Origin of the sequence: Paraburkholderia sp. MM6662-R1 (assembly GCF_050436245.1) — a bacterium.
GTDB lineage: Bacteria > Pseudomonadota > Gammaproteobacteria > Burkholderiales > Burkholderiaceae > Paraburkholderia > Paraburkholderia tuberum.
On record NZ_JBNDLV010000004.1, the window covers coordinates 2,106,059 to 2,130,090 of the forward strand.

Annotated in this window: 23 protein-coding genes and 1 pseudogene; 17 read left to right on the plus strand and 7 right to left on the minus strand. The window is 65.7% G+C overall.

Features of this window, described 5'->3' with window-relative positions:
* Nucleotides 1-43 precede the first annotated feature (43 nt).
* Genes phnF through phnN form a run of 3 tightly spaced genes read left to right on the plus strand, consistent with a single transcriptional unit; the run spans nucleotide 44 to nucleotide 2,111 of the window.
* On the plus strand, nucleotides 44-802 hold the full coding sequence (gene phnF, locus OKW39_RS39570; RefSeq protein ID WP_090809521.1) for a phosphonate metabolism transcriptional regulator PhnF: 759 nt from the start codon (nucleotides 44-46) through the stop codon (nucleotides 800-802).
* Nucleotides 799-1,563 (plus strand): DUF1045 domain-containing protein, encoded by a 765-nt coding sequence (locus OKW39_RS39575; protein ID WP_429565128.1) that lies wholly within the window; start codon nucleotides 799-801, stop codon nucleotides 1,561-1,563. Before phnF ends, OKW39_RS39575 begins: the two co-directional genes overlap by 4 nt.
* Nucleotides 1,560-2,111, plus strand: coding sequence for a phosphonate metabolism protein/1,5-bisphosphokinase (PRPP-forming) PhnN (gene phnN, locus OKW39_RS39580; RefSeq protein WP_090809526.1), 552 nt, complete (start codon nucleotides 1,560-1,562; stop codon nucleotides 2,109-2,111). The genes OKW39_RS39575 and phnN overlap by 4 nt, the downstream gene beginning before the upstream one ends.
* A 15-nt stretch (nucleotides 2,112-2,126) precedes the next feature.
* Here phnN and OKW39_RS39585 read toward each other — a convergent pair whose 3' ends face one another.
* Complete coding sequence (locus OKW39_RS39585; protein ID WP_090809528.1) at nucleotides 2,127-3,035, minus strand: LysR family transcriptional regulator; 909 nt, start codon at nucleotides 3,033-3,035, stop codon at nucleotides 2,127-2,129.
* A 111-nt stretch (nucleotides 3,036-3,146) separates the two neighbouring features.
* On the opposite strand from OKW39_RS39585, the gene OKW39_RS39590 reads away from it, so the two are divergent.
* Nucleotides 3,147-4,337 (plus strand): M20 aminoacylase family protein, encoded by a 1,191-nt coding sequence (locus tag OKW39_RS39590; protein ID WP_429334168.1) that lies wholly within the window; start codon nucleotides 3,147-3,149, stop codon nucleotides 4,335-4,337.
* Between the two features lie 84 nt (nucleotides 4,338-4,421).
* On the opposite strand, the gene OKW39_RS39595 is transcribed toward OKW39_RS39590, so the two are convergent.
* The gene (locus OKW39_RS39595; RefSeq protein WP_090810481.1) at nucleotides 4,422-5,246 is read right to left on the minus strand and encodes an IclR family transcriptional regulator; all 825 of its coding nucleotides are present in this window, start codon (nucleotides 5,244-5,246) and stop codon (nucleotides 4,422-4,424) included.
* Between the two features lie 237 nt (nucleotides 5,247-5,483).
* Here OKW39_RS39595 and OKW39_RS39600 point away from each other — a divergent pair, with 237 nt between their 5' ends.
* The 7 genes from OKW39_RS39600 (at nucleotide 5,484) to pcaF (ending at nucleotide 12,583) form a co-directional block, all read left to right on the plus strand.
* Nucleotides 5,484-6,188, plus strand: coding sequence for a FadR/GntR family transcriptional regulator (locus OKW39_RS39600; RefSeq protein WP_184073348.1), 705 nt, complete (start codon nucleotides 5,484-5,486; stop codon nucleotides 6,186-6,188).
* Nucleotides 6,189-6,260: 72 nt separating this feature from the next.
* Nucleotides 6,261-7,151 carry an L-threonate dehydrogenase gene (gene ltnD / locus OKW39_RS39605; protein ID WP_429565129.1) on the plus strand — a complete coding sequence of 297 codons (891 nt, stop codon included), beginning with the start codon at nucleotides 6,261-6,263 and terminating at the stop codon, nucleotides 7,149-7,151.
* Between the two features lie 14 nt (nucleotides 7,152-7,165).
* Entirely contained in the window at nucleotides 7,166-8,479 is a 1,314-nt protein-coding gene (gene otnK, locus OKW39_RS39610) for a 3-oxo-tetronate kinase (RefSeq protein WP_429565130.1), read from the plus strand.
* Nucleotides 8,476-9,138: an aldolase gene (locus OKW39_RS39615; RefSeq protein ID WP_184073342.1), complete on the plus strand. Its 663-nt coding sequence runs from the start codon at nucleotides 8,476-8,478 to the stop codon at nucleotides 9,136-9,138. The genes otnK and OKW39_RS39615 overlap by 4 nt, the downstream gene beginning before the upstream one ends.
* Nucleotides 9,139-9,199: 61 nt before the next feature.
* Complete coding sequence (gene otnI / locus OKW39_RS39620) at nucleotides 9,200-10,000, plus strand: 2-oxo-tetronate isomerase (RefSeq protein WP_429565131.1); 801 nt, start codon at nucleotides 9,200-9,202, stop codon at nucleotides 9,998-10,000.
* Nucleotides 10,001-10,033: 33 nt separating this feature from the next.
* Nucleotides 10,034-11,014 carry a D-erythronate dehydrogenase gene (denD, locus tag OKW39_RS39625; protein ID WP_429565132.1) on the plus strand — a complete coding sequence of 327 codons (981 nt, stop codon included), beginning with the start codon at nucleotides 10,034-10,036 and terminating at the stop codon, nucleotides 11,012-11,014.
* A 366-nt stretch (nucleotides 11,015-11,380) separates the two neighbouring features.
* Entirely contained in the window at nucleotides 11,381-12,583 is a 1,203-nt protein-coding gene (gene pcaF, locus OKW39_RS39630) for a 3-oxoadipyl-CoA thiolase (protein ID WP_429565133.1), read from the plus strand.
* Between the two features lie 142 nt (nucleotides 12,584-12,725).
* Here pcaF and dmeF read toward each other — a convergent pair whose 3' ends face one another.
* The gene (gene dmeF / locus OKW39_RS39635) at nucleotides 12,726-13,643 is read right to left on the minus strand and encodes a CDF family Co(II)/Ni(II) efflux transporter DmeF (RefSeq protein ID WP_429565134.1); all 918 of its coding nucleotides are present in this window, start codon (nucleotides 13,641-13,643) and stop codon (nucleotides 12,726-12,728) included.
* A gap of 6 nt (nucleotides 13,644-13,649) precedes the next feature.
* Entirely contained in the window at nucleotides 13,650-13,997 is a 348-nt protein-coding gene (locus tag OKW39_RS39640; protein WP_429565135.1) for a metal/formaldehyde-sensitive transcriptional repressor, read from the minus strand.
* A 170-nt stretch (nucleotides 13,998-14,167) separates the two neighbouring features.
* Here OKW39_RS39640 and OKW39_RS39645 point away from each other — a divergent pair, with 170 nt between their 5' ends.
* From OKW39_RS39645 to OKW39_RS39655, 3 genes are all read left to right on the plus strand, one after another.
* Complete coding sequence (locus OKW39_RS39645) at nucleotides 14,168-14,746, plus strand: hypothetical protein (protein WP_429565136.1); 579 nt, start codon at nucleotides 14,168-14,170, stop codon at nucleotides 14,744-14,746.
* Nucleotides 14,747-15,017: 271 nt separating this feature from the next.
* Nucleotides 15,018-15,965, plus strand: a complete 948-nt coding sequence (locus tag OKW39_RS39650; RefSeq protein WP_429565496.1) for a hypothetical protein — start codon at nucleotides 15,018-15,020, stop codon at nucleotides 15,963-15,965.
* Nucleotides 15,966-15,979: 14 nt separating this feature from the next.
* On the plus strand, nucleotides 15,980-16,390 hold the full coding sequence (locus tag OKW39_RS39655; protein WP_429565137.1) for a hypothetical protein: 411 nt from the start codon (nucleotides 15,980-15,982) through the stop codon (nucleotides 16,388-16,390).
* A 157-nt stretch (nucleotides 16,391-16,547) separates the two neighbouring features.
* Here the strand turns inward: OKW39_RS39655 and OKW39_RS39660 are convergent.
* The 3 genes and pseudogenes from OKW39_RS39660 to OKW39_RS39670 form a co-directional block, all read right to left on the minus strand.
* A pseudogene (locus OKW39_RS39660) lies at nucleotides 16,548-16,752 on the minus strand (transposase domain-containing protein); the annotation flags it as partial.
* 68 nt (nucleotides 16,753-16,820) lie between these two features.
* Nucleotides 16,821-17,450 carry a TetR/AcrR family transcriptional regulator gene (locus tag OKW39_RS39665; RefSeq protein ID WP_429565138.1) on the minus strand — a complete coding sequence of 210 codons (630 nt, stop codon included), beginning with the start codon at nucleotides 17,448-17,450 and terminating at the stop codon, nucleotides 16,821-16,823.
* Between the two features lie 76 nt (nucleotides 17,451-17,526).
* A complete protein-coding gene (locus OKW39_RS39670) occupies nucleotides 17,527-18,987 on the minus strand; it encodes an efflux transporter outer membrane subunit (protein ID WP_429565139.1) in 1,461 nt (486 codons plus the stop codon).
* 76 nt (nucleotides 18,988-19,063) lie between these two features.
* Between OKW39_RS39670 and OKW39_RS39675 the strand changes: the two genes are divergently transcribed.
* From OKW39_RS39675 to OKW39_RS39685, 3 genes are all read left to right on the plus strand, one after another.
* Entirely contained in the window at nucleotides 19,064-19,681 is a 618-nt protein-coding gene (locus OKW39_RS39675) for a TetR/AcrR family transcriptional regulator (RefSeq protein WP_429555424.1), read from the plus strand.
* An 83-nt stretch (nucleotides 19,682-19,764) separates the two neighbouring features.
* Nucleotides 19,765-20,880, plus strand: coding sequence for an efflux RND transporter periplasmic adaptor subunit (locus OKW39_RS39680; RefSeq protein ID WP_429565140.1), 1,116 nt, complete (start codon nucleotides 19,765-19,767; stop codon nucleotides 20,878-20,880).
* Nucleotides 20,877-24,017: an efflux RND transporter permease subunit gene (locus OKW39_RS39685; RefSeq protein ID WP_429565141.1), complete on the plus strand. Its 3,141-nt coding sequence runs from the start codon at nucleotides 20,877-20,879 to the stop codon at nucleotides 24,015-24,017. The genes OKW39_RS39680 and OKW39_RS39685 overlap by 4 nt, the downstream gene beginning before the upstream one ends.
* Nucleotides 24,018-24,032 lie beyond the last annotated feature (15 nt).

Sequence of the window (24,032 nt, forward strand, 5' to 3'; positions counted from 1 at the left end):
GCACGTCATGGCGATCATTTGAACCGAAGGGAATGACAGCACCATGACATCGAACGACAGCGCGGCGCCGGCCACGACGCTCGAACGCGGCGCGGGCGTGGCCGTCTGGAGACAGATCGAACAGATTCTCGCCGCAGAGATCACGGCAAGCGGGTTCGGCGAAGAAGGGCGGCTGCCGAGCGAGGGTGAGCTGGCGAAGCGCTTCGACGTCAACCGTCACACGGTGCGCCGCGCGATGCTCGGCCTCGCCGCGCTCGGCCTCGTCAGCGTCGAGCAGGGGCGTGGCACGTTCGTGCAGCCCGGCGCGATCGACTATTCGATCGGCCGCCGTACGCGTTTCACCGAAAACCTGCGTCAACAACACCACTCGCCCGCGGGCACGATGCTGTCGGCCGCGCGCGTCAAGGCCGAGCCCAGTGTCGCGAAGGCGTTGGGTCTGCGCGCGGGCGCGGCGGTCTATCGCATCGAATCGCTGAACGAGTCGGACGGCGTGCCGCTCACGTACGCGCGCAGCTGGTATCCGGCCGCGCGTTTTCCGGATTTGCCTGAGGTCGTGCAACGCCTCGGCGGCACGACGAAAGCGCTGGCCGAATTCGGCGTGGACGATTATCTGCGCAAGTGGAGCCGCATCGGCAGCGTGCTGCCCGAGCCGGAAGTCGCGCGGCGGCTCAACATCAACCGTCAGCAGCCGGTGCTGTGGGTCGAGAACGTCGACGTCGATCTGCAGGGCACGCCGGTCAAATACGGCTTCACGCATTTCGCGGCCGATCGCGTGCAACTGCTCGTGGAGCATGACCTGTGAGCGGCCCCGTATGGAGTGCCGAAGCGCGCTTTGCGCTGTACTACGCGCCGTCGGTTGAATCGGCGTGGTGGCAGGCCGGCTCGACATGGCTCGGCCGCGATGCGCACAGCGGCGAGCGCCGCGCGCAGCCGCAGCCGCCAGGCCTGACGCGCCCGCTCGCCGCGTTGACCGACGCGCCGCGCCGCTATGGCTGGCATGGCACGCTGGTCGCCCCGTTCCGGCTCGGCGCCGGCGTCACGCAGCCCGACGTGCTCGCGGCCGCGCGAGCCTGGGCGCTCGCGCAGCGGCCGTTCACGTTGCCGGTAGAGGCGGCCACGCTGGGCGACTTCGTCGCGTTGCGACCGGCCGATGCAGATGGCGAGACGCGCATTGGCGAACTCGCGTCGAACGCGCTGCAGTCGCTCGACAGGCTGTGCGCGCGGCCGTCGGCGGCCGATCTCGAGCGACGGCTCGCCGCGCCGCTCAGCGAACGCCAACGTGCGTTGCTGTTGCGATGGGGCTATCCGTACGTGTTCGACGAGTTCCGTTTTCACATGACGTTGTCCAGTTCGCTCGCCGATGCCGACGAGCGCGCGACGTTGATCGCATGGTGGCGGGAGCGCACGCCCGCGCTCGGGCCGCTCGCTGTCGATCAGGCCGCGCTGTTCGTCGAGCCGGCGCCGGGCGAGCCGTTCGTGCTTTGGCAGCCGCTGCCGTTCAGCCACGGCGCGCAACCTGGCGATCGCACGAACAAGCAGCAAGACGAGGTGAGCAGCCAATGACTGGGCGTTTGATCTATGTGATGGGGCCGTCGGGCGCGGGCAAGGATTCGCTGCTGCAGTTCGCGCGCATGCGGCTCGCCGGCGAGCCGCTCGTATTCGCGCATCGTTACATCACGCGGCCGAGCGGCAATGGCGAGGTGCATGTTGCACTAAGCGTCGAGGAGTTCGCCGCGCGCTCGGTGCTTGGCCTGTTCGCGCTCGAATGGTCGAGCCATTCGCTGCGCTATGGCATCGGCATCGAACTCGATGCGTGGCTCGCGCGCGGCTGCACGGTGGTCGTCAACGGCTCGCGGCAGTACCTGCAGCATGCGCTCGCGCGCTATCCACGCGCGGAAGTGGTGCACGTGAGCGCCGCGCCGCATATTCTCGAAGCACGGCTCGGCGCGCGGGCGCGCGAATCGTCGGAGCAAGTCGCGGCGCGGCTCGCGCGGCGCGCGCCGTTTGCGTTGCCGGCCGGCGTGCGCTGCACGACGATCGACAACTCCGGCGCGCTCGAAGAAGCGGGGCACGCATTGATCACGGTGCTCAAGGAGCAGGTGAGCGCGTAGCGCAAGCACGCGGCCTTACTGCACGGCTCCCATCCGCTCCCGCGTCACCTGCCGCAAACATGCGACGAACTGCTGCACGGCCGGCGTCGGCAGCAGATCGCGTCGCGAGATGATGCTCAGATCGTAGTTCGGCAGCGCGTCTTCGATCTGTGCGACGCGAATGCCGAGCGGCGCGACCCTCTGCGCAAGCGGCCGCGTGAAGCAACTGATCACGTCGGTCTGCGACACGAGCCCGAGCGTGACTGCAAACGACGACGGCGCGCGCAGCAAGCGCTTCGGTACCGGCAAGCCGTGCGCGCTGAACATCGCCATCATCACGCTGTGCGGGAAGTGATCGGCGCCGACCGTGACGATCCACTCGGCGTCGAGCAGCTCGGATAGACGCGTGACGTTCGCGAGCGGATGGCCGGCGCGCATCGTGACGACGAACTGCGTCGAGTACAGCGGCACCTGCACCAGATCGTTATCCAATGCCAGAACGTGATGGATCGCCGCGAGATCGAGCGCGCCGTTGCGCAGACGCGCGAGCGCGTCGGGCACCGTCACTTCCTCCAGATGCAGACTCACGAGCGGCATCCGCTCGCGAAAGCTCGACACCGCATGCGGCAGTACCGTCAGCGCGAGCGATGGCATCGTGCCGACGCTGACCTTGCCGGCCAGTTCGCCCTTGACCTGCTCGACGGCCTCGACCGTGCGGCGCATGTCGCCGAGCAACTGCTCGGCGCGCGGCAACAGCGCGAGCCCGCACGCGGTCAGCTCGATGCCGCGCACGCTGCGCACCATCAGGGCGGCGTTGAGCGCGCTTTCCAGCTCGCGAATCGTATGCGTGACGGCCGGCTGCGTGACGCCAAGCTCACGCGCGGCGGCGCGCAGACTGCGGTGATGCGCGGCGGCGACGAAGGCCTGCAACTGCTGCAGCTTCATAAGGGTAACCCCGTATATAAGGCCTGTTAATCAGGGTGAAAAAAATAGCATCTTATTCGAACAAAACAGCGTGGCTATAGTGCGAGGCTACTCACTGGAGCCATACAAGCTATGAACGAGACCCCGCGTTTGACCGAAGTGTCCGATCTGGAACCCGCCGCCGCGAGCCTGCGCGAGATTCGCCATCAGATTCACCACCATCCGGAACTCGCGTACGAGGAGGTGCAGACCGCGGCGCTCGTCGCGGAAAAACTCGAACAGTGGGGCTGGCAGGTCACGCGCGGGGTCGGCAAGACCGGCGTGGTCGGCACGCTGAAAGAGGGTGACGGCAAGCGCAGCATCGGCATTCGCGCGGACATGGACGCGTTGCCGATCATCGAACAGACCGGCCTGCCGTACGCGAGCGGCACCCACGGCAAGATGCACGCGTGCGGCCACGACGGTCACACCACGATCCTGCTCGGCGCCGCGCAACGTCTCGCGGCCACGCGCAATTTCTCGGGCACCGTGCATTTGTATTTCCAGCCGGCCGAGGAAAGCGGCATCGACAGCGGTGCGCTGAAGATGATCGACGACGGCCTGTTCGAGCGCTTCCCGTGCGACGCCGTGTTCGGCCTGCACAACCATCCGGGAGCCGAGCCGGGCGTGTTGCTGTTCCGCAAGGGACCGTTCATGTCGGCGGGCGACAAGGCGATCATCACGATCGAAGGCGTCGGCGGCCATGCGGCGCGTCCGCATCTGACCGTCGATCCGGTCGTGGTCGCCGCGAGCATCGTGATGGCGCTACAAACGATCGTCGCGCGCAACGTCGATCCGTCGCAGCCCGCCGTGGTGACGGTCGGCTCGATGCACGCGGGCACCGCGAACAACGTGATTTCCGGCAGCGCGCGGCTCGAGCTCAGCGTGCGCTCGTTCAGCCCCGAGGTGCGCGCGTTGCTGAAGAAGCGCATCACTGAGTTGGCCGAGTCGCAGGCCGCGAGCTATGGCGGCAAAGCGCACGTCGAGTACATCGAAGGCTATCCGGTCGTCATCAATACGGATGCCGAAACGGATTTCGCGGTGCAGGTCGCGCGCGAACTGGTGGGCGACGACAAGGTGGTCGAGCAGACCGACATCCTGATGGGTAGCGAGGACTTCGCATTCATGCTGCAGAAGCGGCCGGGCACGTTCCTGCGCATTGGCAATGGCGTCGGCGAGGAAGGTTGCATGGTGCACAACCCGCACTACGACTTCAACGACAGCAGTCTGCCGATCGGCGCGGCGTTCTGGGCGCGGTTGGTGGAGCGCTATCTCGCGCAGTGAGCGCTTGATGCAAACGACGCGGCGCGCACGAGGCGTGCGCGCCCGGCTGCTCATCACCGCGCGGCCAGAGCCACGAAGCGTTCATTAGCCGCGCCGCGCGACCATCTCCGAGACTGTCTGTGCGGCTCGCTGCAGCGGTTCCAGGAACGCCTTCACCATCTGTTTGGCCGAATTGCGCTGTGCGTTGCCGCTGATGTTCATCGCGGCGATCACCCGGCCCTGGCGATTGCGAATCGGCGCGGACAGCGAAATCAAGCCGCCTTCGAGCTCCTGATCGACGATCGCCCACCCCTGGCGACGCACCTGCTCGATCAGCTTCTTCAACTCTTGCTTGTCGGTGACGGTGCGCGGCGTGTGCGAGTAGAGCGGCGTCGAGTTCAGCGTCGCGTCGAGCGTCTCGTCGTCGAGCGAGGCAAGCAGCACGCGGCCCATCGACGTGCAGTAGGCGGGCAGGCGGCTGCCGATCGACAGGTTGATCGTCATGATCTTGTGAGTCGGCACGCGCAGCACGTAGACGATCTCGGTGCGATCGAGCACGGCCGCGGAGCAGCTTTCGTGCACCTGCGCCGACAGGCTTTCCATCACCGGTTCGGCGAGATTCCAGAACGGCATCGAGGTCAGATACGCGAAGCCGAGGTCGAGAATCTTCGGCGTCAGACGAAACAGGCGTCCCTCGGCTTCCACATAGCCGAGTGTTTGCAGCGTCAGCAGGATCCGGCGCGCGCCGGCGCGCGTGAGGCCAGTCGCCGCGGCGACGTCGGTGAGCGTCTGTTCAGGCCGCGTCGCGTCGAACGCGCGGATGACCGCGAGGCCGCGCGCGAACGACTGCACGTACGAGTCGCCCGGTTTCTCCGGGGCCGGTTCGGCGTTGGCGGGCGCGACGGAAGACGGCGGCAGGGCTTTGCTCATGGACCTTGATGGTGGGTTCGGAAGAGTGCGCGCGAAGGACGCGCGATCGTTTCGATGCGGCGACGCGTTTTGCGTTGCGGCGCAAAGGCGAGACGATAGCTTAAGCCTTCTATTTCGCCAAATAACGCCGATTCGTGCAAAAACCCCAGGGTTTGCGTGGATGCGATTCCCACTCCAAATTTGTATGATGACCCGATAACCTGACTAGTTCGAGACACCCGGTCCAACCGATCCGCCATGTTCGACAAGATTCCCGCGCGCGCTTTGAGCGACACCGTCGCGCAGCAACTGCTGAAGCAGATCGACAAGGGCACCTTTGCGCGCGGCGCCAGGCTGCCGACCGAAGCCGTGCTCGCGCAACAGTTCGGCGTAAGCCGCACGGTGATTCGCGAGGCGCTGTCGCGACTGAAGAACGAGGGGGTGGTCGAGCCGCGCCAGGGCAGTGGCGTGTTCGTCGCCGGGCACGGCGCGATCCGCCCGCTGCGAATCGACTACGCGGAAGCCGTGGAGCCGGGCTCGGTCGTGCAGATCCTCGCGCTGCGTCGCGCGATCGAGGCGGAGGTCGCGTCGGAAGCCGCGATGCGCCGCAGCGATGCCGACATGGCCGCGATCGACGCCGCGCTCGCGCGCATCGAGCGCGCGGTCGGCAATGGCGAAGACGGCGTCGCCGAAGACGTCGCGTTTCATCGCGCGATCGCGGCGGCTACGGGCAATCCGTATTTCCTGAAGACGCTGACGTTCCTCAATCAGTACCTCGAAGCGGGCACGGTCGTCACGCGCCGCAACGAGGCGCTGCGCGAGGACTTCTCGCGGCAGGTGCGCGAGGAGCACGCGGCGATCGCCGCGGCGATTCGCGCCGGCGATCCGATGGCGGCGCGCAATGCCGCGCAGACCCATCTGTACAACGCGGCGCGGCGGCTTGCCGAGGCGGGCATCGTCTGACGCGCTGAAGGCGCGCGGTGATTCCGACGCGCGCGGACCCACGAATGCGGCACCCATCCATAGAGGTCATGCATGTCGAGAAATGTCGGTGTCATTGGCTTGGGGGCCATGGGGCTCGGCGTCGCGCGCTCGCTGTTGCGCGCGGGCTTCAGGGTCCACGCGTGCGATTTGCGGCGCGACGCGCTGCAGGCGTTCGTCGATGAAGGGGGCATCGGCTGTGCGACGCCCGCGGAGCTCGGCGCGCAGTGCGAGGTCGTGATCACGCTGGTCGTGAATGCGGCGCAAACCGAGGCCGTGCTGTTCGGTGAGCACGGCGCGCTCGCGGCCATGAAGCCGGGCGGCGTCGTGATCGCGAGTGCCACGGTCGCGCCGGAGTTCGCGAGCGATCTCGGCAAGCGCGTCGAGGCGGCCGGTCTGCAGATGCTCGATGCGCCGGTGTCGGGCGGCGCGGCGCGCGCCGCGTCGGGCGAGATGACGATGATGACGTCCGGTCCCGCGGCCGCTTATGCCGCGTGCGAAGACGTGCTCGCCGCGATTGCCGGCAACGTGTATCGGCTTGGCGCCACGCATGGCGCAGGCTCGAAGGTGAAGATCATCAACCAGCTGCTGGCCGGCGTGCATATCGCGGTGGCCGCCGAGGCAATGGCGCTCGGCCTGCGCGAAGGTGTCGACCCGGACGCGCTGTACGACGTGATCACGCACAGCGCGGGCAATTCGTGGATGTTCGAGAACCGCGTGCCGCATATTCTCGCGGGCGACTACACGCCGCTGTCGGCGGTCGATATTTTCGTCAAGGACCTCGGCCTCGTGCTCGATACCGCGCGTCGCACGAAGTTTCCTCTGCCGCTGTCGGCGGCCGCGCATCAGATGTTCATGATGGCGTCGACGGCGGGCCACGGTGGCGAAGACGACTCGGCGGTCGTGAAGATTTTCCCAGGCATCGAATTGCCGACGAAGCAATAGGCGTGGAAGAGGTCATGACGGCTCAAACGAAACCCGCGCTGCTCGGCTGCATCGCCGACGACTTCACCGGCGCCACCGATCTCGCCAACATGCTCGTGCGCGGTGGCATGCGCACGGTGCAGACGATCGGCGTGCCCACCTCCAACGCAGCGCTTGGCGCCGACGCGCTCGTCGTCGCGCTGAAGTCGCGCACGATCCCGGCCGCCGACGCGGTCGCGCAATCGCTGGCCGCGCTCGCCTGGCTGCGCGCGCAAGGGTGCCGGCAATTCTTCTTCAAGTACTGCTCGACCTTCGATTCGACCGATGCGGGCAACCTCGGCCCGGTGACCGATGCGTTGCTGAATGCGCTGTCCACCGAGTTCGCTGAGCGCGCGTCGTTCACGATCGCGTGTCCCGCGTTTCCCGAGAACGGCCGCACGATTTTTCGCGGTCATCTGTTCGTCGGCGATGCGCTGCTCAACGAGTCGGGCATGGAAAACCATCCGCTGACGCCGATGCGCGACGCGAACCTCGTGCGCGTACTGCGGCGGCAAACGCAATCGAAGGTCGGGCTCATGCGTTACGACCAGCTCGCGCAAGGCGATGCGGCCGTGCGTGCCGCATTCGCCGCGTTGCGCGCCGACGGCGTGCGCATCGCGATTGCCGATGCGGTGTCCGACGCCGATTTGCACACGCTCGGCGCGGCCTGCGCAGACCTCGCGCTGATCACCGGCGGCTCCGGTGTCGCGCTTGGTTTGCCGGCCAACTTCCGGCGCGCGGGTCTGCTCGGCGAGCAAACCCATGCCGCGCAATTGCCGCGTATAGAAGGTTTGTCGGCGGTGCTCGCGGGCAGTGCGTCGACGGCGACCAACGCGCAGGTCGCCGCCTGGTGCGCGACACGGCCCGCGTTCCGCATCGATCCGCTCGCGGCGGCGCGCGGCGAGGACGTCGTCGGCGAAGCGCTCGCGTTCGCACAACAGCGCTTCGTGCACGCGGAACCAGTGCTGGTCTATGCGACCGCATCGCCCGACGAAGTGCAGGCCGTGCAGCGCGAACTCGGCGTCAACGAGGCCGGGCATCTGGTCGAGAAGACGTTGGCGGCGATTGCGCGCGGTCTGCGCGAACGGGGTGTGCGCAAGTTCGTCGTCGCGGGCGGCGAGACTTCGGGCGCCGTCGTGCAGGCGCTCGACGTGCGCATGCTGCGCATCGGCGCGCAGATCGATCCGGGCGTGCCGGCCACGGCGACGACCGGCGCCGAGCCGCTCGCACTCGCGCTGAAATCCGGCAATTTCGGCGCCACGGACTTCTTCGACAAGGCCCTGCGCCATCTCGACGGAGCCGCGCAATGAGCGACGCACCGGCACTTCACACCTGCGCCGAAGCGCGCGTTCGCGAGGAAATCTGCGCGGTCGGCGCGAGCCTGTATCAGCGCGGCTATACGGTCGGCAGCGCCGGCAACATCAGCGCGCGGCTCGACGACGGCTGGCTGATCACCCCGACCGACGCGTGCCTCGGCCGCCTCGATCCCGCCGACATCGCGAAGGTCGATGCAAACGGCCACGCGGTGTCGGGCGGCAAGCCGTCGAAAACGCTGGCGCTGCATCGCGGTATCTATGCGCGCAACGGCGAGGCGCGCGGCATCGTCCATACCCATTCGACGCATCTGGTCGCGTTGACGCTCGGGGGCGTATGGAGCGAAGCGGACGTGCTGCCGCCGATCACACCGTACTACGTGATGAAAGTGGGCCACGTACCGCTGATTCGCTACGAACGCCCGGGTGATCCCCGAGTGGCCGCGCAGATCGCCGCGCTGGCCGATCGGGTGCGCGCGGTGTTGCTCGAACGTCTGGGGCCGGTAGTGTGGGAGCGCTCGGTCGCGCACGCGTCGTATGCGCTCGAAGAACTCGAGGAGACCGCGCGCCTGTGGCTGATGACGAATCCGCGGCCCGCGCCGCTCGACGCCGCCGCGATCGAGGAACTCCGTGCCGCGTTCGGCGCGCGCTGGTAGCAGCGCGCATTGCCGATGAACGCCGCGCACCGTACCGCACTGTCTTGAAGGAGCTGCCGCCATGCCTCGCTTCGCCGCCAATCTGTCGATGATGTACAACGAGCACGCGTTCCCCGATCGCTTCGCCGCCGCCGCGCGCGACGGCTTCAACGCGGTCGAATTCCTGTTTCCCTACGAGTTCCGCCCGGGCGAGCTGAAGGCGCGACTCGACGCGCATGGCCTCACGCAGGCGCTGTTCAATGCGCCACCCGGCGACTGGAGCGGCGGCGAGCGCGGCCTTGCGTCGGTGCCGGGCCGTGAGGACGAGTTCCGCCGCGGCATCGACACGGCACTCGAGTACGCGCGCGTGCTCGGCAATCGCAAGCTGCATGTGATGGCGGGGTTGATCGCCGGCGATCAAGCGGGCGAAACGCAGCGCAAAACACAACGCGACGTGTATCTGAACAACCTCGCCTATGCCGCGCGGGCCGCGCAAGCCGAACAGATCACGGTCGTCATCGAGCCGATCAATACGCGCGACATGCCCGGCTATTTCCTCAATCAACAGGACGACGCGCAAGCGATCTGCGCCGAAGTCGGCGCGCCGAATCTGAAGGTGCAGTTCGATTGCTATCACTGCCAGATCGTCGAGGGCGATCTCGCGACGAAGCTCAAACGCGATATGGCCGGCATCGGTCACATCCAGGTTGCGGGTGTGCCCGAGCGGCACGAGCCCGACATCGGTGAGCTGAACTACCCGTACCTGTTCGATCTGATCGATGCGCTCGGCTACGACGGCTACATCGGCTGCGAATACCGGCCGCGCGCGGGGACCTCGGCGGGGCTTGGCTGGCTGAAGCCTTATCTCGATGCGGGGCGTTGACTCTTTCCGACAACCACTGACGCACACGTAACCATGAAAGTACTGATCACCGGCGGTGCCGGTTTTCTCGGCCAGCGTCTCGCGCGCGAACTGCTCGCGCGCGGCGCACTGAAAGATGCGCACGGCGCACCGCAAGCGATTACCGGGCTCGTGTTGCTCGACGTCGTGCGCGCACACGATTTCGGCGATGCGCGCGTGCGCACCGAAGTCGGCGATATCGCGGAGCGCAGTGTGCTCGAACGCGTGATCGACGATCAAACCTCGGCGATCTTTCACCTCGCTGCGATCGTCAGCGGCCAGGCCGAGGCGGACTTCGATCTCGGCATGCGCATCAATCTCGATGCGTCGCGGCTGCTGCTCGAAATCTGCCGGCAGCGCGGGCACCAACCGCGCGTCGTGTTCACCAGTTCGGTCGCGGTCTACGGTGGCGATCTGCCTGCGGTCGTGCAGGACGACACCGCGCTCAATCCGCAGTCGTCGTACGGCGCGCAGAAAGCGATCGCGGAGCTGCTGCTCAACGATTATTCGCGGCGCGGTTTCGTCGACGGCCGCGTGCTGCGGCTGCCGACCATCAGCGTGCGGCCGGGGCGGCCGAATGCGGCGGCGTCGTCGTTCGCGAGCGGCATCGTCCGCGAGCCGCTCGATGGCGAGGAGGCCGTGTGTCCGGTCGCCGGTTCGACGCGGCTGTGGTTGCTGTCGCCGCGCAAGGCGATCGAGGGTCTTATCGCCGGCCTCGAACTCGACGGCGCCGCGCTTGGCAAGCAACGCGTGCTGAACCTGCCTGGCTTGTCGGTCAGCGTCGACGAGATGATCGCGGCACTGCGCGAGGTCGCGGGCGAGGCGGTCGCGAGCCGCATTGTGCGGCAGCCCGACGAGCGCATCGAGAAGATCGTCGGGAGCTGGCCCGGCGCGTGGGATACGTCGCGCGCCGAACGGCTCGGGCTCGCGGCCGAGCGTAGTTTCGCGGACGTGATTCGCGGCTACATCGCCGATGAAGGAATCGAAGTTCGCTGAAGATCGTCCCCTCCGCGTATTCCCTGGTGTCGCTTGGCACGGCTGCGGCCGTGCTTGACATGCTTTCGCGCCCCCGCCTATTATCGAGGCTGTTTTGTTCGATATATGACCTTGTGTTCGTATATAGAACACGAGGCAGGGCGAAGAAGAGGCGACAGCCGTATCGGTCGTCAATCCCAAGCCCATCGTTCACGATCCTGCGCTAAGCTGCTTCGACGTGTCGGCGCGCTACGCCGCCGCCATTTTGCAGTTGCCCGTCCGCGGCCGTTGGCGCCCAGGGCCGATGCCTCGGCGCCTCGAACCGGCCTCATCGGTGCGAAGCCGGCCGAGGCGCAGCGCACGCAGCATCTCAACTGGAGACATCCCATGACCGAAGCATTTCTGTGCGACGCGATTCGCACCCCCATTGGCCGCTATGCGGGTTCGCTGTCGTCGGTGCGCGCCGACGACCTGGGCGCGGTGCCGCTCAAGGCGCTGATGGAGCGCAACAAGAACGTCGACTGGACCGCGATCGACGACCTCATCTACGGCTGCGCGAACCAGGCCGGTGACGACAACCGCAACGTCGCGCGCATGTCGCTGCTGCTCGCGGGGCTGCCGAAGGACGTGCCGGGCTCGACGGTCAACCGTCTGTGCGGCTCGGGCATGGATGCGGTCGGCATCGCCGCGCGCGCGATCAAGTCGGGCGAGGCCGCGCTGATGATTGCCGGTGGCGTCGAAAGCATGAGCCGCGCGCCGTTCGTGATGCCCAAGGCGACCAGCGCGTTCGCGCGTCAGAACGAGGTCTACGACACGACGATCGGCTGGCGTTTCGTGAATCCGCTGATGAAGAAGCTGTACGGCGTCGACTCGATGCCGGAAACCGGCGAAAACGTCGCGACCGACTACAACATCAGCCGCGCCGACCAGGACGCATTCGCGCTGCGCAGCCAGCAGAAGGCGGCGCGCGCGCAACGCGACGGCACGCTCGCGCAGGAGATCGTCGGCGTGACGATCGCGCAGAAGAAGGGCGATCCGATCACGGTCATGCAGGACGAGCATCCGCGCGAAACGAGCCTCGAAACGCTCGCGAAGCTGAAGGGCGTCGTGCGTCCGGACGGCACGGTGACGGCCGGTAATGCATCGGGCGTGAACGACGGCGCGGCGGCGTTGCTGCTTGCCAATGAAGAGACCGCGAAGCGCTTCGGCCTCACGCCGCGCGCCCGCGTGCTCGGTGTGGCCACCGCCGGCGTCGAGCCGCGCGTGATGGGCATCGGCCCGGCACCCGCCACGCAGAAGCTGCTCGCGCGTCTGGGCATGACGATCGATCAGTTCGACGTGATCGAACTGAACGAAGCGTTCGCCTCGCAAGGTATCGCGGTGCTGCGCGCCCTCGGCGTCGCCGACGACGATCCCCGCGTGAACCCGAACGGCGGCGCGATTGCGCTCGGCCACCCGCTCGGCATGAGCGGCGCGCGTCTGGTGACGACCGCGACGTATCAGCTGCAACGCACGCAGGGCCGCTTCGCGCTGTGCACGATGTGTATCGGCGTCGGCCAAGGCATCGCGATCGCGATCGAGCGCGTGTGATGCGTGAGCTGGTTTAGCGCCAGCTTCGGTCCCCGCGCTAGGCGGGTCTCCGCGCAAGCTGAATAGTAAAAAGCGGAAGGGCCGGCGTCGAGACACGCCGGCCCTTTGTTTTGATCGCGCCTTGTTGCGCCGGGCGCAGGCGTTATGACGCCGCTTCGACGGTCAGATGCATGACCTCATGCACCGGTGCGAGCCGCGCGCGGATCGTCTCGGCCGTAACGCCGCCATGCGTGCGCACGCTGACGATCGCCGCTCGCGCCTGCGGGCCGATCTGCCAGACGTGCAGGTCGGCGATCTCGGCGTCGCCGTGCGAATCCAGGATTTCGCGGATTTCGCGGGCCACGTGCTCGTCGGTTCTGTCGAGCAGCACGTCGGCCGTGTCGCGCATCAGCGTCCATGCCCAGCGCGCGATGACGATCGATCCGACGATGCCCATCAGCGGGTCCGTCCAGACCCACCCGAGATAGCGGCCGGCCAGCATGGCCACGATCGCCAGCACCGAGGTCAGCGCATCGGCGAGCACGTGCACATAGGCCGAGCGCAGGTTGTTGTCGGACCCATGCGCATGGTCGTGATGATGGTGATGATCGTGATGCCCATGGTGCGCATGGCCGCCCGACAACAGCAGCGCGCTGACGATGTTCACGACCAGCCCGATCGCCGCAATCACCGCGGCCTGCCCGAACGCGACACCGGTGGGATGAACGAGCCGGATCGCCGATTCGATGCCGATGCCAAGCGACACCAACGCGAGAATCAGCGCCGAAGCGAAGCCGGCAAGCTCGCCCACTTTTCCCGTTCCGAAACTGAACGCGCGGTTTGCCGAGTTGCGTCTCGCGAACGCATACGCGAGCGCGGCAATGCCGAGCGCGCCGGCATGCGTCGCCATGTGGAAGCCATCGGCGAGCAGCGCCATCGAGCCGGTCACGTAACCGGCCGCGATTTCGCCGATCATCATGACAACGGTGAGCGCGACGACGAAGTGGGTCCGGCGCGCGTTGTCGTCGTGCGAGCTGCCGAGAAACGAGTGCTCGTGTTTGCGGATCAGATGGTCAGTCATACAAACTTACTTCGAATAGCGGCGGATTGCGCCGATCAATGCATCAACTCCCTTCTTGCGCTGGCTGGCCGTCAGGTCCGGATGCGCGACATGCTCGCGCGCGTGCGCCTCGACGATCTCGTCGAGCAGGCCGTTCATTGCGCCGCGGGTCGCGGCCACCAGGTGCAGGACTTTTTCGCAATCGGCGTCCGACTCCAGTGAACGCTCGATAGCCTGAACCTGGCCCGCGATGCGATGAACGCGTTTCAATAAGCCGTCTTTGTGTATGCTCAGATGTGCCATACATATACCCCCTATGGGTATGTAGGATAGCACGGTACTGAGATGGCGTTTCTGATGGCTGTCGGCGGCCATGCCGATGCATACCGTCGGCAAATCGTTCGCGTCATACTGTTGGTCGTGGTTGTCCTGTAGGCGCGGAGTTCATGACGCCGGGCACGAATGCTGCGTAGCACGAAGCGATTGGCTCGACGTGCATGACCGACCGTCAAGCCGTATTGATACCTCGCACGAGGAGAACGCGGATGAAAACAGCGACGATAGCTGCAGCATTGGTCATCGCGGTGGTGGCCGCGGCCCCGCCGGCGCGAGCGCAGGACGACATGGCGAGCACCGCGCAAGCGATGCTCAGCGCGGCGCAGCCGGTGCATATGACGGCGGAGATCGTCGCCATCGATGCGGGCAACCGTTCGCTGACATTGAAGGGTCCGCATGGCGACGTCGCGATCGTGCTCGTCAGCCAGCAGGTTGCCGGTTTCGATCAGTTGAAGATCGGCGATCGCGTCGACGTGCTGTACAAGAATGCGTTGCTCACCAAGGTCGAGAAGGGAAGCAGCGCGGGCAAGGGGATTCGCGAGCGGGCCGACCGGCGGAGCTATGCGCCGGCGTCGGGCGGGTACGAGTCGGCGCGGCAGACCGAGGTGCTCGCGACCGTGCTGAAGATCGATCGCAAGCAGCGCCTCGTGACGCTGCGCGGCGCGTATCAGACCCAGACCTTCGAAGCAGCGCCCGACGTCGATTTGAGCGACGTGAAGGTCGGCGACACCGTGCATGCGGCGTTCGTGTCCGCCGCCGCGGTGCAGGTGACGCCGGTCGGGCAGTGAGCGGCGGGGCCGCAGTCGATTCCGGCGGCCGCATCTGTTTCGCAAACTATGTCGAAATATGTCACGGCTCCCGCCGAATGCCCGCAAAACCTTGCCTGGCGGGCCCGCGTCGCGGTGAAACAGCGCGACATATGTTCCGTGATGATTTCCGCGGAGTGTCCTTCTATAGTCCGTTCGTCGCCACGCGGCAGTGACGCAAGTGGCCCGAATCCAGCAAGGACATACCGTGAAAAATCGTTCATTCGCAGGTTCCGACAGGGTCTGCGCCAGCATGGCGCGAGGCGCGCTGCGCAAGGTGGTGCTCGGCGCGGCCGCCGCCGCGCTCGCGCTCGGCAGCGCATCGGCGTTCGCGTGGTCGGGTCACGGCACCGCGTACACGTCGCGCGGCGTCTATAACGGTTCGCACTACGGCTCGTGCGGCGGCGGTAGCTGCTCGCATACGGGCAGCGTGGCCGGTCCCTATGGCGGCGTCGCGAGCAACACTGGCACGGTCACGCGCACGGCGCCCGGCCAGTTCACGAACTCGGGTACCGCGACGGGCCGCTATGGCAACTCGGTGCAGCACTCGGGCGACACCAGCTGCGCGGGCGGCTCCTGCTCGCATAGCGGCACGCTGACCGGTCCCGACGGCAAAACGGCGACGACGTCCGGCGACGTGACGCGCACCGCGCCGGGCCAGTATTCGTCGTCGGGCTCGATCACCGGGTCGAACGGCAATATGGTCAATCATTCTGCGTCGACGAATTGCGCGGGTTCGACCTGCGCGCGCTCGGGCACGGTGACGGGTCCGGACAACAACAACGTCTATCACTCAGGCACCGCGACGCGGGTCGCGCCCGGCGTCGTGACGACTTCGACGAGCGTGACCGGCACGCAAGGCCACACGGTGACCTCGAGCGGTACGGTGGTGACAGGTGGGGTGGTGGTCGCGGGCGGGACCACCACGGCGACCGGTACGACCGTGGTCGTTGCGCCGAAGCCGGTGGTGGTCGTGGCGCCTCCGCCGGTCGTCGTGCCGCCGCCGGTCGTGTACGTGCCGCCGCCGGTCGTGGTGACGCCTCCGCCGGGCTATGTTCCGCCGCCGGTGGTGGTCGTGGCGCCGCCCCCGCCGCCGGCCGTCTACGTCGCGCCGCGTCCCGTGTATGTCGCGCCGCGGGCTGCGGTCTGGGTGCCGGGCCATTGGGTCGGGCGCGTGTGGGTGCCGGCGCATTGGGCGTGACGATGAGCGCGGCGATGAGAATCAGAACCTGCGTAGAATCGTGGCGCTCACGTCGCGCCGCGCGGTGCGACGCGATGTGCGAAATGGCGGGCTCGTGTCCACCATCTGCTGAGGCGGAGCGTCACTCGCGAGCGCAAGGGGCTGCGCGGGGCGCGCTGCGCAAAACGGTCGCGCTCGCGACGATCGTCGTGGCGACGTTGCTGGCGATCAACGCAGTCATCGACGCCAGCGACGACCTTCGCGCGAACCCCGCCGCCGGCGCGGCGAGCGACTGTTCCGCGCGCTACGCCGCGTTGCTCGATCTGGCCGAACTCGCGCGGCGTGACGGCAAATCGTCCGAGGTGGTCGTGCGTGGCTTGAGCCAGCAGAACGGGGCAATGAGCGAGTGCATACCTGCAGGCCGGTTCAGGCCTGCACCGCCATGACATTGAACGCGGCCGCGTCAGATCGCGTTCCAGAAAAATCGCGCCGGGGATCGGATTGAACACGTAGGCGTCGATGGGCTCGAATCCCAGCGATGCGTAGAGGCCGAGCGCCGCTTGCATCGTCGGCAGCGTGTCGAGACGCATGCGGCGATAGCCCCATCGCGAACAGCGAGAATCCCTTGAAGAGGTATCGGTCCTGATTCTGCGCAACCCAGTTTCTGGCTGATTCGTGAAACAGCCACGCCAGTGGCGCCACGCCGACGCTGCCGCGCCTGGGTGATGGCACTCTTACTCACAAACGACACATCGGCCACAGGTAACGCAAGGTCCAGTTCATCGACGACCTCGCTGATTGACTGGTGTGTGGCTGATACCAACTAATGGATTGAATCGCTTGACCGGGTATTTGCGGAGGAGGCGCAAGATCAAACTATGTTTCAGTCAGGACTGGTGCATTGCAGAACATCTTTGTCAAAACGTTGCTCAAAATCGCTTCGGCCGAAGCGTTCGACAGATCATTGGGCATCATCATGTTGAAGTAGAGGATGCCGTCGACCAATGCGATAACGGCGAGCGCGTGGTCGGCGAAAGGGCCCGGCAACTGTATGTTGAGGCGCTGGCATAACTGCTCAATGAAGTACGCGATCATGTCGCGCTTTTGCAGGCATAAGGCATTCACATGTTGTCGGAATTTCGCGTCACGCATGGCATGCAAACGTGCCTCAGCCCGGATGATGTAGTTGTTGTCGTCGCGATAGCACTGCGCGTACAACAAGGTGAGCTGCACTTGCAGGTTTTCGCTGGACGGTGCGGCGTCTCGCAGCTTCTGCAAGTTTTCTTGCATGTTCTGGTGATCGAGACGGAGCAGTTCGACGAATAGATCGCTCTTGCTGCTGAAGTTCGAGTAAAACGCGCCGCGGGTATAGCCGGCCTGGGCTGCGATATCCTCCACGCTAGTCGCAGCAAACCCTTTTTCGGCGATGCTCGACGCTGCTGCGTCGAGCAAGCGCCGCCGGGTTCGCTCGCGGCTTTCTGCTCGCGTCATTCGTTTGTGTGGCATGCGGCAAAGCGCTCATCTGGCAAAGAACGATGGCCAAAATCCACGCTCCTCGCAAATCGTTGGGTGCGTAGGGTTGCTATTTGATGGCGACCGTTTCGGATTCGCGAGGTTGCCATCCGCCACCGAGCGCCTTGAAGGCAGCAACGGCTGCGCGTGCGGATTCCGTTTGCGCCTGCACCCGCTCGTCCGAGGCGCGTAGCAGGTTGTCGTCGGCCTGCAAGACTTCGATCAGGCTGACGACGCCTTTTTGATAGGCTGCGAACGAGGCGGCTCGCGCCCGGCCGAGCGAGTTCACTCCCTGGGCGAGCACCGCGGCCTCTTGCTCGCGCTTCACGAGTGCCGAGAATGAGTTCTCGACGTCTTCGGTTGCATGCAGCGCGGCGAGCCGATACGCGGCCAGCATTTCCGCCTGCTGCCCCTTGGCCTGCTCGATCTGCGCATTGATGCGGCCGAAATCGAACAGACGCCAGCGCAGCCCCAGCACGCCAGCGGCCTGATTGGCGCCGGTACTGAACAGGTTGCCGCTGGCCACCGAGGTGGCGCTGCCGAGCAGTCCACTGAGCGACACCTTGGGGTAATACTCGGCGATGGCCACGCCAATGCGCGCGTTCGATGCGGCAAGGCGACGCTCGGCCACGATCAGGTCGGGCCGGCGCCTGAGCAACTCACCCGGCGATCCTGTGTCCGCGATCCGCGGGGCGACCGGGATGTCACCAGCTTCGACCAGTTCGGCTCGATGCGTGCCGGGCTGTGAACCCAGCATTACATCCAGCGCGTTCATCGCTGCATCCAGACCCGCCTCGAGGACCGGGACGGATGCCTGAACCTGGGACAGCGCACCTTCGGCCTGGCTCACCTGAAGGTCGGCCGCCAATCCTTTGCTATACAGGAGGTTGATGGTCGAAAGCAGATCCTGCTGCGTCTGCACCTGCCGCCGGGCAACCTTTAGACGGGCCTGCAATCCACGAATCGTGATGTAAATATCGCCAGTCTGCGCCGCCACTGCCAGGCGCGTGGCCGCCGCACCGGCTTCCGAAGCCTGGTATTCGGCAAGTGCCGCTTCCCGCCCGCGACGCAGGCCACCAAACACATCCAGTTCCCAGCTCGCGTTGAAATTAGCCTCGTAATCATTGCCGTAGCGATCGAAACCGGGCGTCGAATTCAGGACTCGCCCCAAGGGGGTTTCGACCGACTGGTAGACTCGCGCCGCCTGCCCGCTGACAGTGCCGGACGGCAGCAGCGCGGCATTCGCCGCGCCAAGTCCCGCGCGCGCCTGCGAGACGCGAGCCGCGGCCTGCGCGAGGTCCAGGTTCTGATCCAGTGCGAGCGTGACGAATCGTGTCAGTTGCGGATCATCGAAACCCGTCCACCACGTGACAAGGTCGGCACTGGCCGCCGCGTGCCGGTGATCCACCGCGGCCTGGCCCTGGAACTGCTCGGGCATGGCTACATTGGGCCGGACATAATCGGGGCCTACAGCGCAGCCAGCCGAGAGACTGGCGGCAATAACCGCGGCAAGGATGGGTTTGGGTAGCATGAGCGTCTTCGCAAGATTCCGGTGGTGACTATAATACCAAATAGTCACTGGTTGTCCATTCCTGTATGCTATACCCATGAAAAAAGCCACCAGTTCCCCCATCCCGGCGCGCGGCCCCGCTGACCACGAGGTACGGGATCAGATCGTTGTCGCCGCCACCGAGCACTTCAGCCGGTATGGCTACGAGAAAACGACGGTCTCAGACCTCGCCAAGGCGATCGGGTTTTCCAAGGCCTACATCTACAAGTTCTTCGAGTCCAAGCAGGCCATTGGCGAGATGATTTGCGCGAACTGCCTGCACGAGATCGAAACCGAGGTCAGGTCGGCCGTCGCACAGACCGATCTGCCACCGGAGAAGCTGCGGCGGATGTTCAACGTCTTCACGGAAGCGAGCCTCCGTCTGTTTTTCCAGGACCGCAAGCTCTACGAGATTGCCGCATCGGCGGCCACGGAGAACTGGCAGGCGGTGCTTGCGTATGAAGAGCGCGTCCAGAAGCTGCTTCGGGACGTCCTCCAGGAGGGTCGGCAAAGCGGGGACTTCGAGCGCAAAACACCCCTCGATGAGACTGCGATGGCGATCTATCTGGTGTTGCGCCCCTACCTGAACCCAATGCTCCTGCAGTACAGCTTTGATTACACCAAGGTCGCGCCTGCACAACTGTCCAGTCTCGTGCTCCGCAGTCTGTCGCCTTGATGGAAATCTCGGTTGTGACCATTGACTAAGTTGGTCACTAGAACCATAATGAAAGCCCCGATCACTCCGTCAATGGGTCTTTCATGCTCCGGCGTCGTCTTGCTACCTCTACAGTCGTCTGTGCACTGGCACTTGCGCTAGCCGCCTGCGGCGCAAAAGCACCGTCCGATCCGCGCACCGAAGCGCCCCTGGTGCGCACCGCCATCGCTCGGGCGGCGATCCCCGCCTCCCGTTCGTTTACCGGAACCGTTGCCGCGCGTGTGCAGAGCGACCTGGGATTTCGCGTCTCCGGCAAGGTGCTCGAGCGGCTGGTGGATGCCGGGCAAACCGTCAAACGCGGCCAGCTGCTGATGCGCCTCGACCCCATCGATCTGAGGCTTGCCGCGCAGGCCCGGCAGGACGCGGTCACCGCCGCGCGAGCACGGGCGCAGCAGACCGCGCAGGACGAAGAGCGCTACCGCGACCTACGCGGCACCGGCGCGATATCGGCATCGGCCTACGACCAGATCAAGGCGGCGGCCGATGCCGCCAAAGCGCAGCTCAGCGCGGCCGAGGCTGACGCCGACGTTGCGCGCAACGCGACTGGCTATGCCGAACTGCTGGCGGACGGCGATGGCGTCGTGATGGAAACGCTGGCCGAACCGGGCCAGGTCGTCAGCGCCGGCCAGCCCGTGGTGCGCCTGGCGCACGCCGGGCGCCGCGAGGCTGTCATCCAGCTACCCGAAACCCTACGCCCCGCAATCGGTTCGGTCGCCCAGGCCACGCTGTTCGGCAACGGCGGTGTTAGCGTGCCGGCGACGCTGCGCCAGCTTTCGGATACGGCGGATCCTCGTACCCGGACCTTTGAAGCGCGGTATGTGCTGCAGGGAGAGCTGGCCGACGCCCCACTGGGCGCCACCGTCACGGTCCAGATTCCGGACGCGCGTTCCGCGGTGCAAGGCGGTTTGCAGGTGCCGATCGGCGCGCTGTTTGACGCGGGCAAGGGACCGGGGGTGTGGGTCATCAACGGCGAGCCGGCGAAGGTTGCCTGGCGGCCGGTTACTGTCGAACATCTGGACGACGATAGTGCTCGCGTCGCCGGTGAGATCAAGCAAGGCGACCGGATCGTCGCGCTCGGCGCGCAGCTGCTGCGCGAAGGCGAGCAGGTCCGGGTGACAAGTCAAGCCGTCGCCATGACGGCCGAGGGAGCCCGTCCGTGAGCGAAGGCCGTTTCAACCTGTCGGCGCTCGCCGTGCGCGAGCGCTCCATCACCCTGTTCCTGATCTGCCTGATTTCTCTGGCAGGGCTCGTTTCGTTCTTCAAGCTGGGCCGGGCGGAAGACCCCGCGTTCACGGTCAAGGTGATGACCATCATCACCGCATGGCCGGGAGCCACGGCGCAGGAAATGCACGATCAGGTCGCCGAGAAGATCGAAAAGCGCATGCAGGAGCTGCGCTGGTACGACCGGACCGAGACCTACACACGGCCTGGGCTGGCCTTCACGACCTTGACCTTGCTCGACAGCACGCCGCCGTCGGAAGTGCAGGAGCAGTTCTACCAGGCCCGGAAAAAAATCAGCGACGAGGCGGGCAATCTTCCATCCGGCGTGATCGGACCGATGGTCAACGACGAATACGCGGATGTTACCTTCGCGCTGTTTGCGTTGAAGGCGAAGGGTGAACCGCAGCGCCTGCTCGTTCGCGATGCCGAGACGCTGCGCCAACGGCTGCTGCACGTGCCGGGCGTGAAGAAGGTCAACATCATCGGTGAGCAGGCGGAGCGGATCTATGTCGAGCTCTCACATGACCGGCTGGCAACGCTGGGCGTGAGCCCCCAGGACGTGTTCGCCGCGCTCAACGGTCAGAATGCCCTGACGCCGGCCGGCTCCGTGGAGACCAAAGGTCCGGAGGTGTTCATTCGCCTGGACGGCGCCTTCGACAACCTGCAGAAGATCCGCGACACGCCGGTCGTAGCGCAGGGCCGCACGCTGAAGCTGTCGGACATCGCCACCGTCACACGTGGTTATGAAGATCCGGCGACGTTCATGATCCGCAACAACGGCGAACCTGCACTGCTGCTGGGCATCGTCATGCGCGACGGCTGGAACGGGCTCGATCTCGGCAAGGCGCTGGACAGCGAGGTCGGCGCAATCAACGCCGGGCTGCCGCTAGGCATGAGCCTGACCAAAGTCACCGATCAAGCCGTCAACGTTCATTCGGCGGTCGACGAGTTCATGCTCAAGTTTTTCGTCGCGCTGCTGGTGGTCATGCTGGTGAGTTTCGTCAGCATGGGCTGGCGGGTGGGCCTCGTCGTTGCCGCGGCCGTACCGCTGACACTCGCGGTCGTGTTCGTGGTGATGGCCGCAACCGGCAAGAACTTCGATCGCATCACGCTCGGATCGCTGATCCTCGCGCTCGGCCTGCTCGTGGACGACGCGATCATCGCGATCGAAATGATGGTGGTAAAGATGGAGGAAGGCTACGGCCGCATCGCCGCCTCCGCCTACGCGTGGAGCCATACGGCCGCGCCGATGCTGGCGGGCACGCTGGTGACCGCCGTCGGCTTCATGCCCAATGGTTTCGCGCGCTCCACGGCCGGCGAATACACCAGCAACATGTTCTGGATCGTTGGCATCGCACTGATCGCATCGTGGGTCGTCGCCGTGGTCTTCACGCCCTACCTGGGTGTGAAGATGCTGCCCGACTTCAAAAAGGTCGAAGGCGGTCACGACGCGATCTACGACACGCCGCGCTACAACCGCTTCCGTCAGCTGCTCACGCGCGTGATCGCGCGCAAATGGCTGGTCGCCGGTTCGGTCGTGGGCCTCTTCGTGCTGGCCATCCTCGGCATGGGCGTGGTCAAAAAACAGTTTTTCCCGATCTCCGACCGTCCCGAAGTGCTGGTCGAGGTGCAGATGCCCTATGGCACGTCGATCTCGCAAACCAGCGCCGCCACGACGAAGGTCGAAGCGTGGCTCGCGAAGCAGAAGGAAGCCAGGATCGTCACCGCATACATCGGGCAAGGCGCGCCACGCTTTTACCTGGCGATGGGGCCGGAACTGCCCGATCCGTCGTTTGCCAAGATCGTGGTGCGCACGGACAGCCAGGATGAGCGCGACGCATTGAAGCAGCGACTGCGTCAGGCAGTCGCCAACGGTCTCGCCTCCGAGGCGCGCGTGCGGGTCACGCAACTCGTGTTCGGTCCGTATTCGCCGTTCCCGGTCGCCTACCGTATCTCTGGTCCGGACCCGGACAAGCTGCGCGGTATTGCGGGAGAAGTTGAGCAGGTGATGGACGCCAGTCCGATGATGCGTACGGTCAACGCTGACTGGGGTACGCGCTCGCCCACGCTGCACTTCACGTTGCAGCAGGACCGTCTGCAGGCGGTGGGGCTGACATCCAGCGCCGTGGCGCAACAACTGCAATTCCTGCTAACCGGTGTGCCTGTCACCGCCGTGCGTGAGGATATTCGAACCGTGCAGGTCATCGCGCGTTCGGCCGGCGATGTTCGTCTCGATCCGGCCCGGCTCGGCGACTTCACGCTGGCTGGCGCGAACGGGCAACGCATTCCGCTGTCGCAGGTGGGCAAGGTCGACGTGCGCATGGAGGAACCAGTCATGCGCTGGCGGGACCGGGTGCCGACGATCACGGTACGGGGCGACATCGCCGACAACCTTCAGCCGCCGGACGTATCGACGGCGATCACCAGGCAGCTCCAACCCATCATCGCCAGGCTTCCGACCGGCTACCGTATCGAAGAGGCGGGCTCCATCGAGGAATCGGCTAAAGCGACGAAAGCCATGTTGCCGCTCTTCCCGATCATGCTGGCGGTTACGCTCATCATCATCATCTTCCAGGTGCGCTCGATCTCCGCAATGGTGATGGTGTTCCTGACCAGCCCGCTGGGCTTGATCGGGGTGGTGCCGACGTTGATCCTGTTCAGGCAGCCGTTCGGCATCAATGCGCTGGTCGGTCTCATCGCGCTATCGGGCATCCTGATGCGCAACACGCTGATCCTGATCGGACAGATTCACCAGAACGAGCAGGCGGGGCTGGATCCGTTCCATGCGGTCGTCGAAGCTACCGTGCAGCGTGCCAGACCGGTGATCCTGACGGCCATGGCGGCGATCCTCGCTTTCATCCCGCTGACCCATTCGGTGTTCTGGGGAACCCTCGCGTACACGCTGATCGGCGGCACGTTCGCCGGGACGATTCTGACCCTGGTCTTCCTGCCGGCGATGTATTCGATCTGGTTCAAGATTCGACCCGAGCGTATCGCCGGCTTGCGCAAAGATCGGCATGAGCAGGTGCAGTCTTCCGAGCAAACGCTGCAGGACGCGCTCGACGCGGACAGTTAAAAAAACACCATCAAT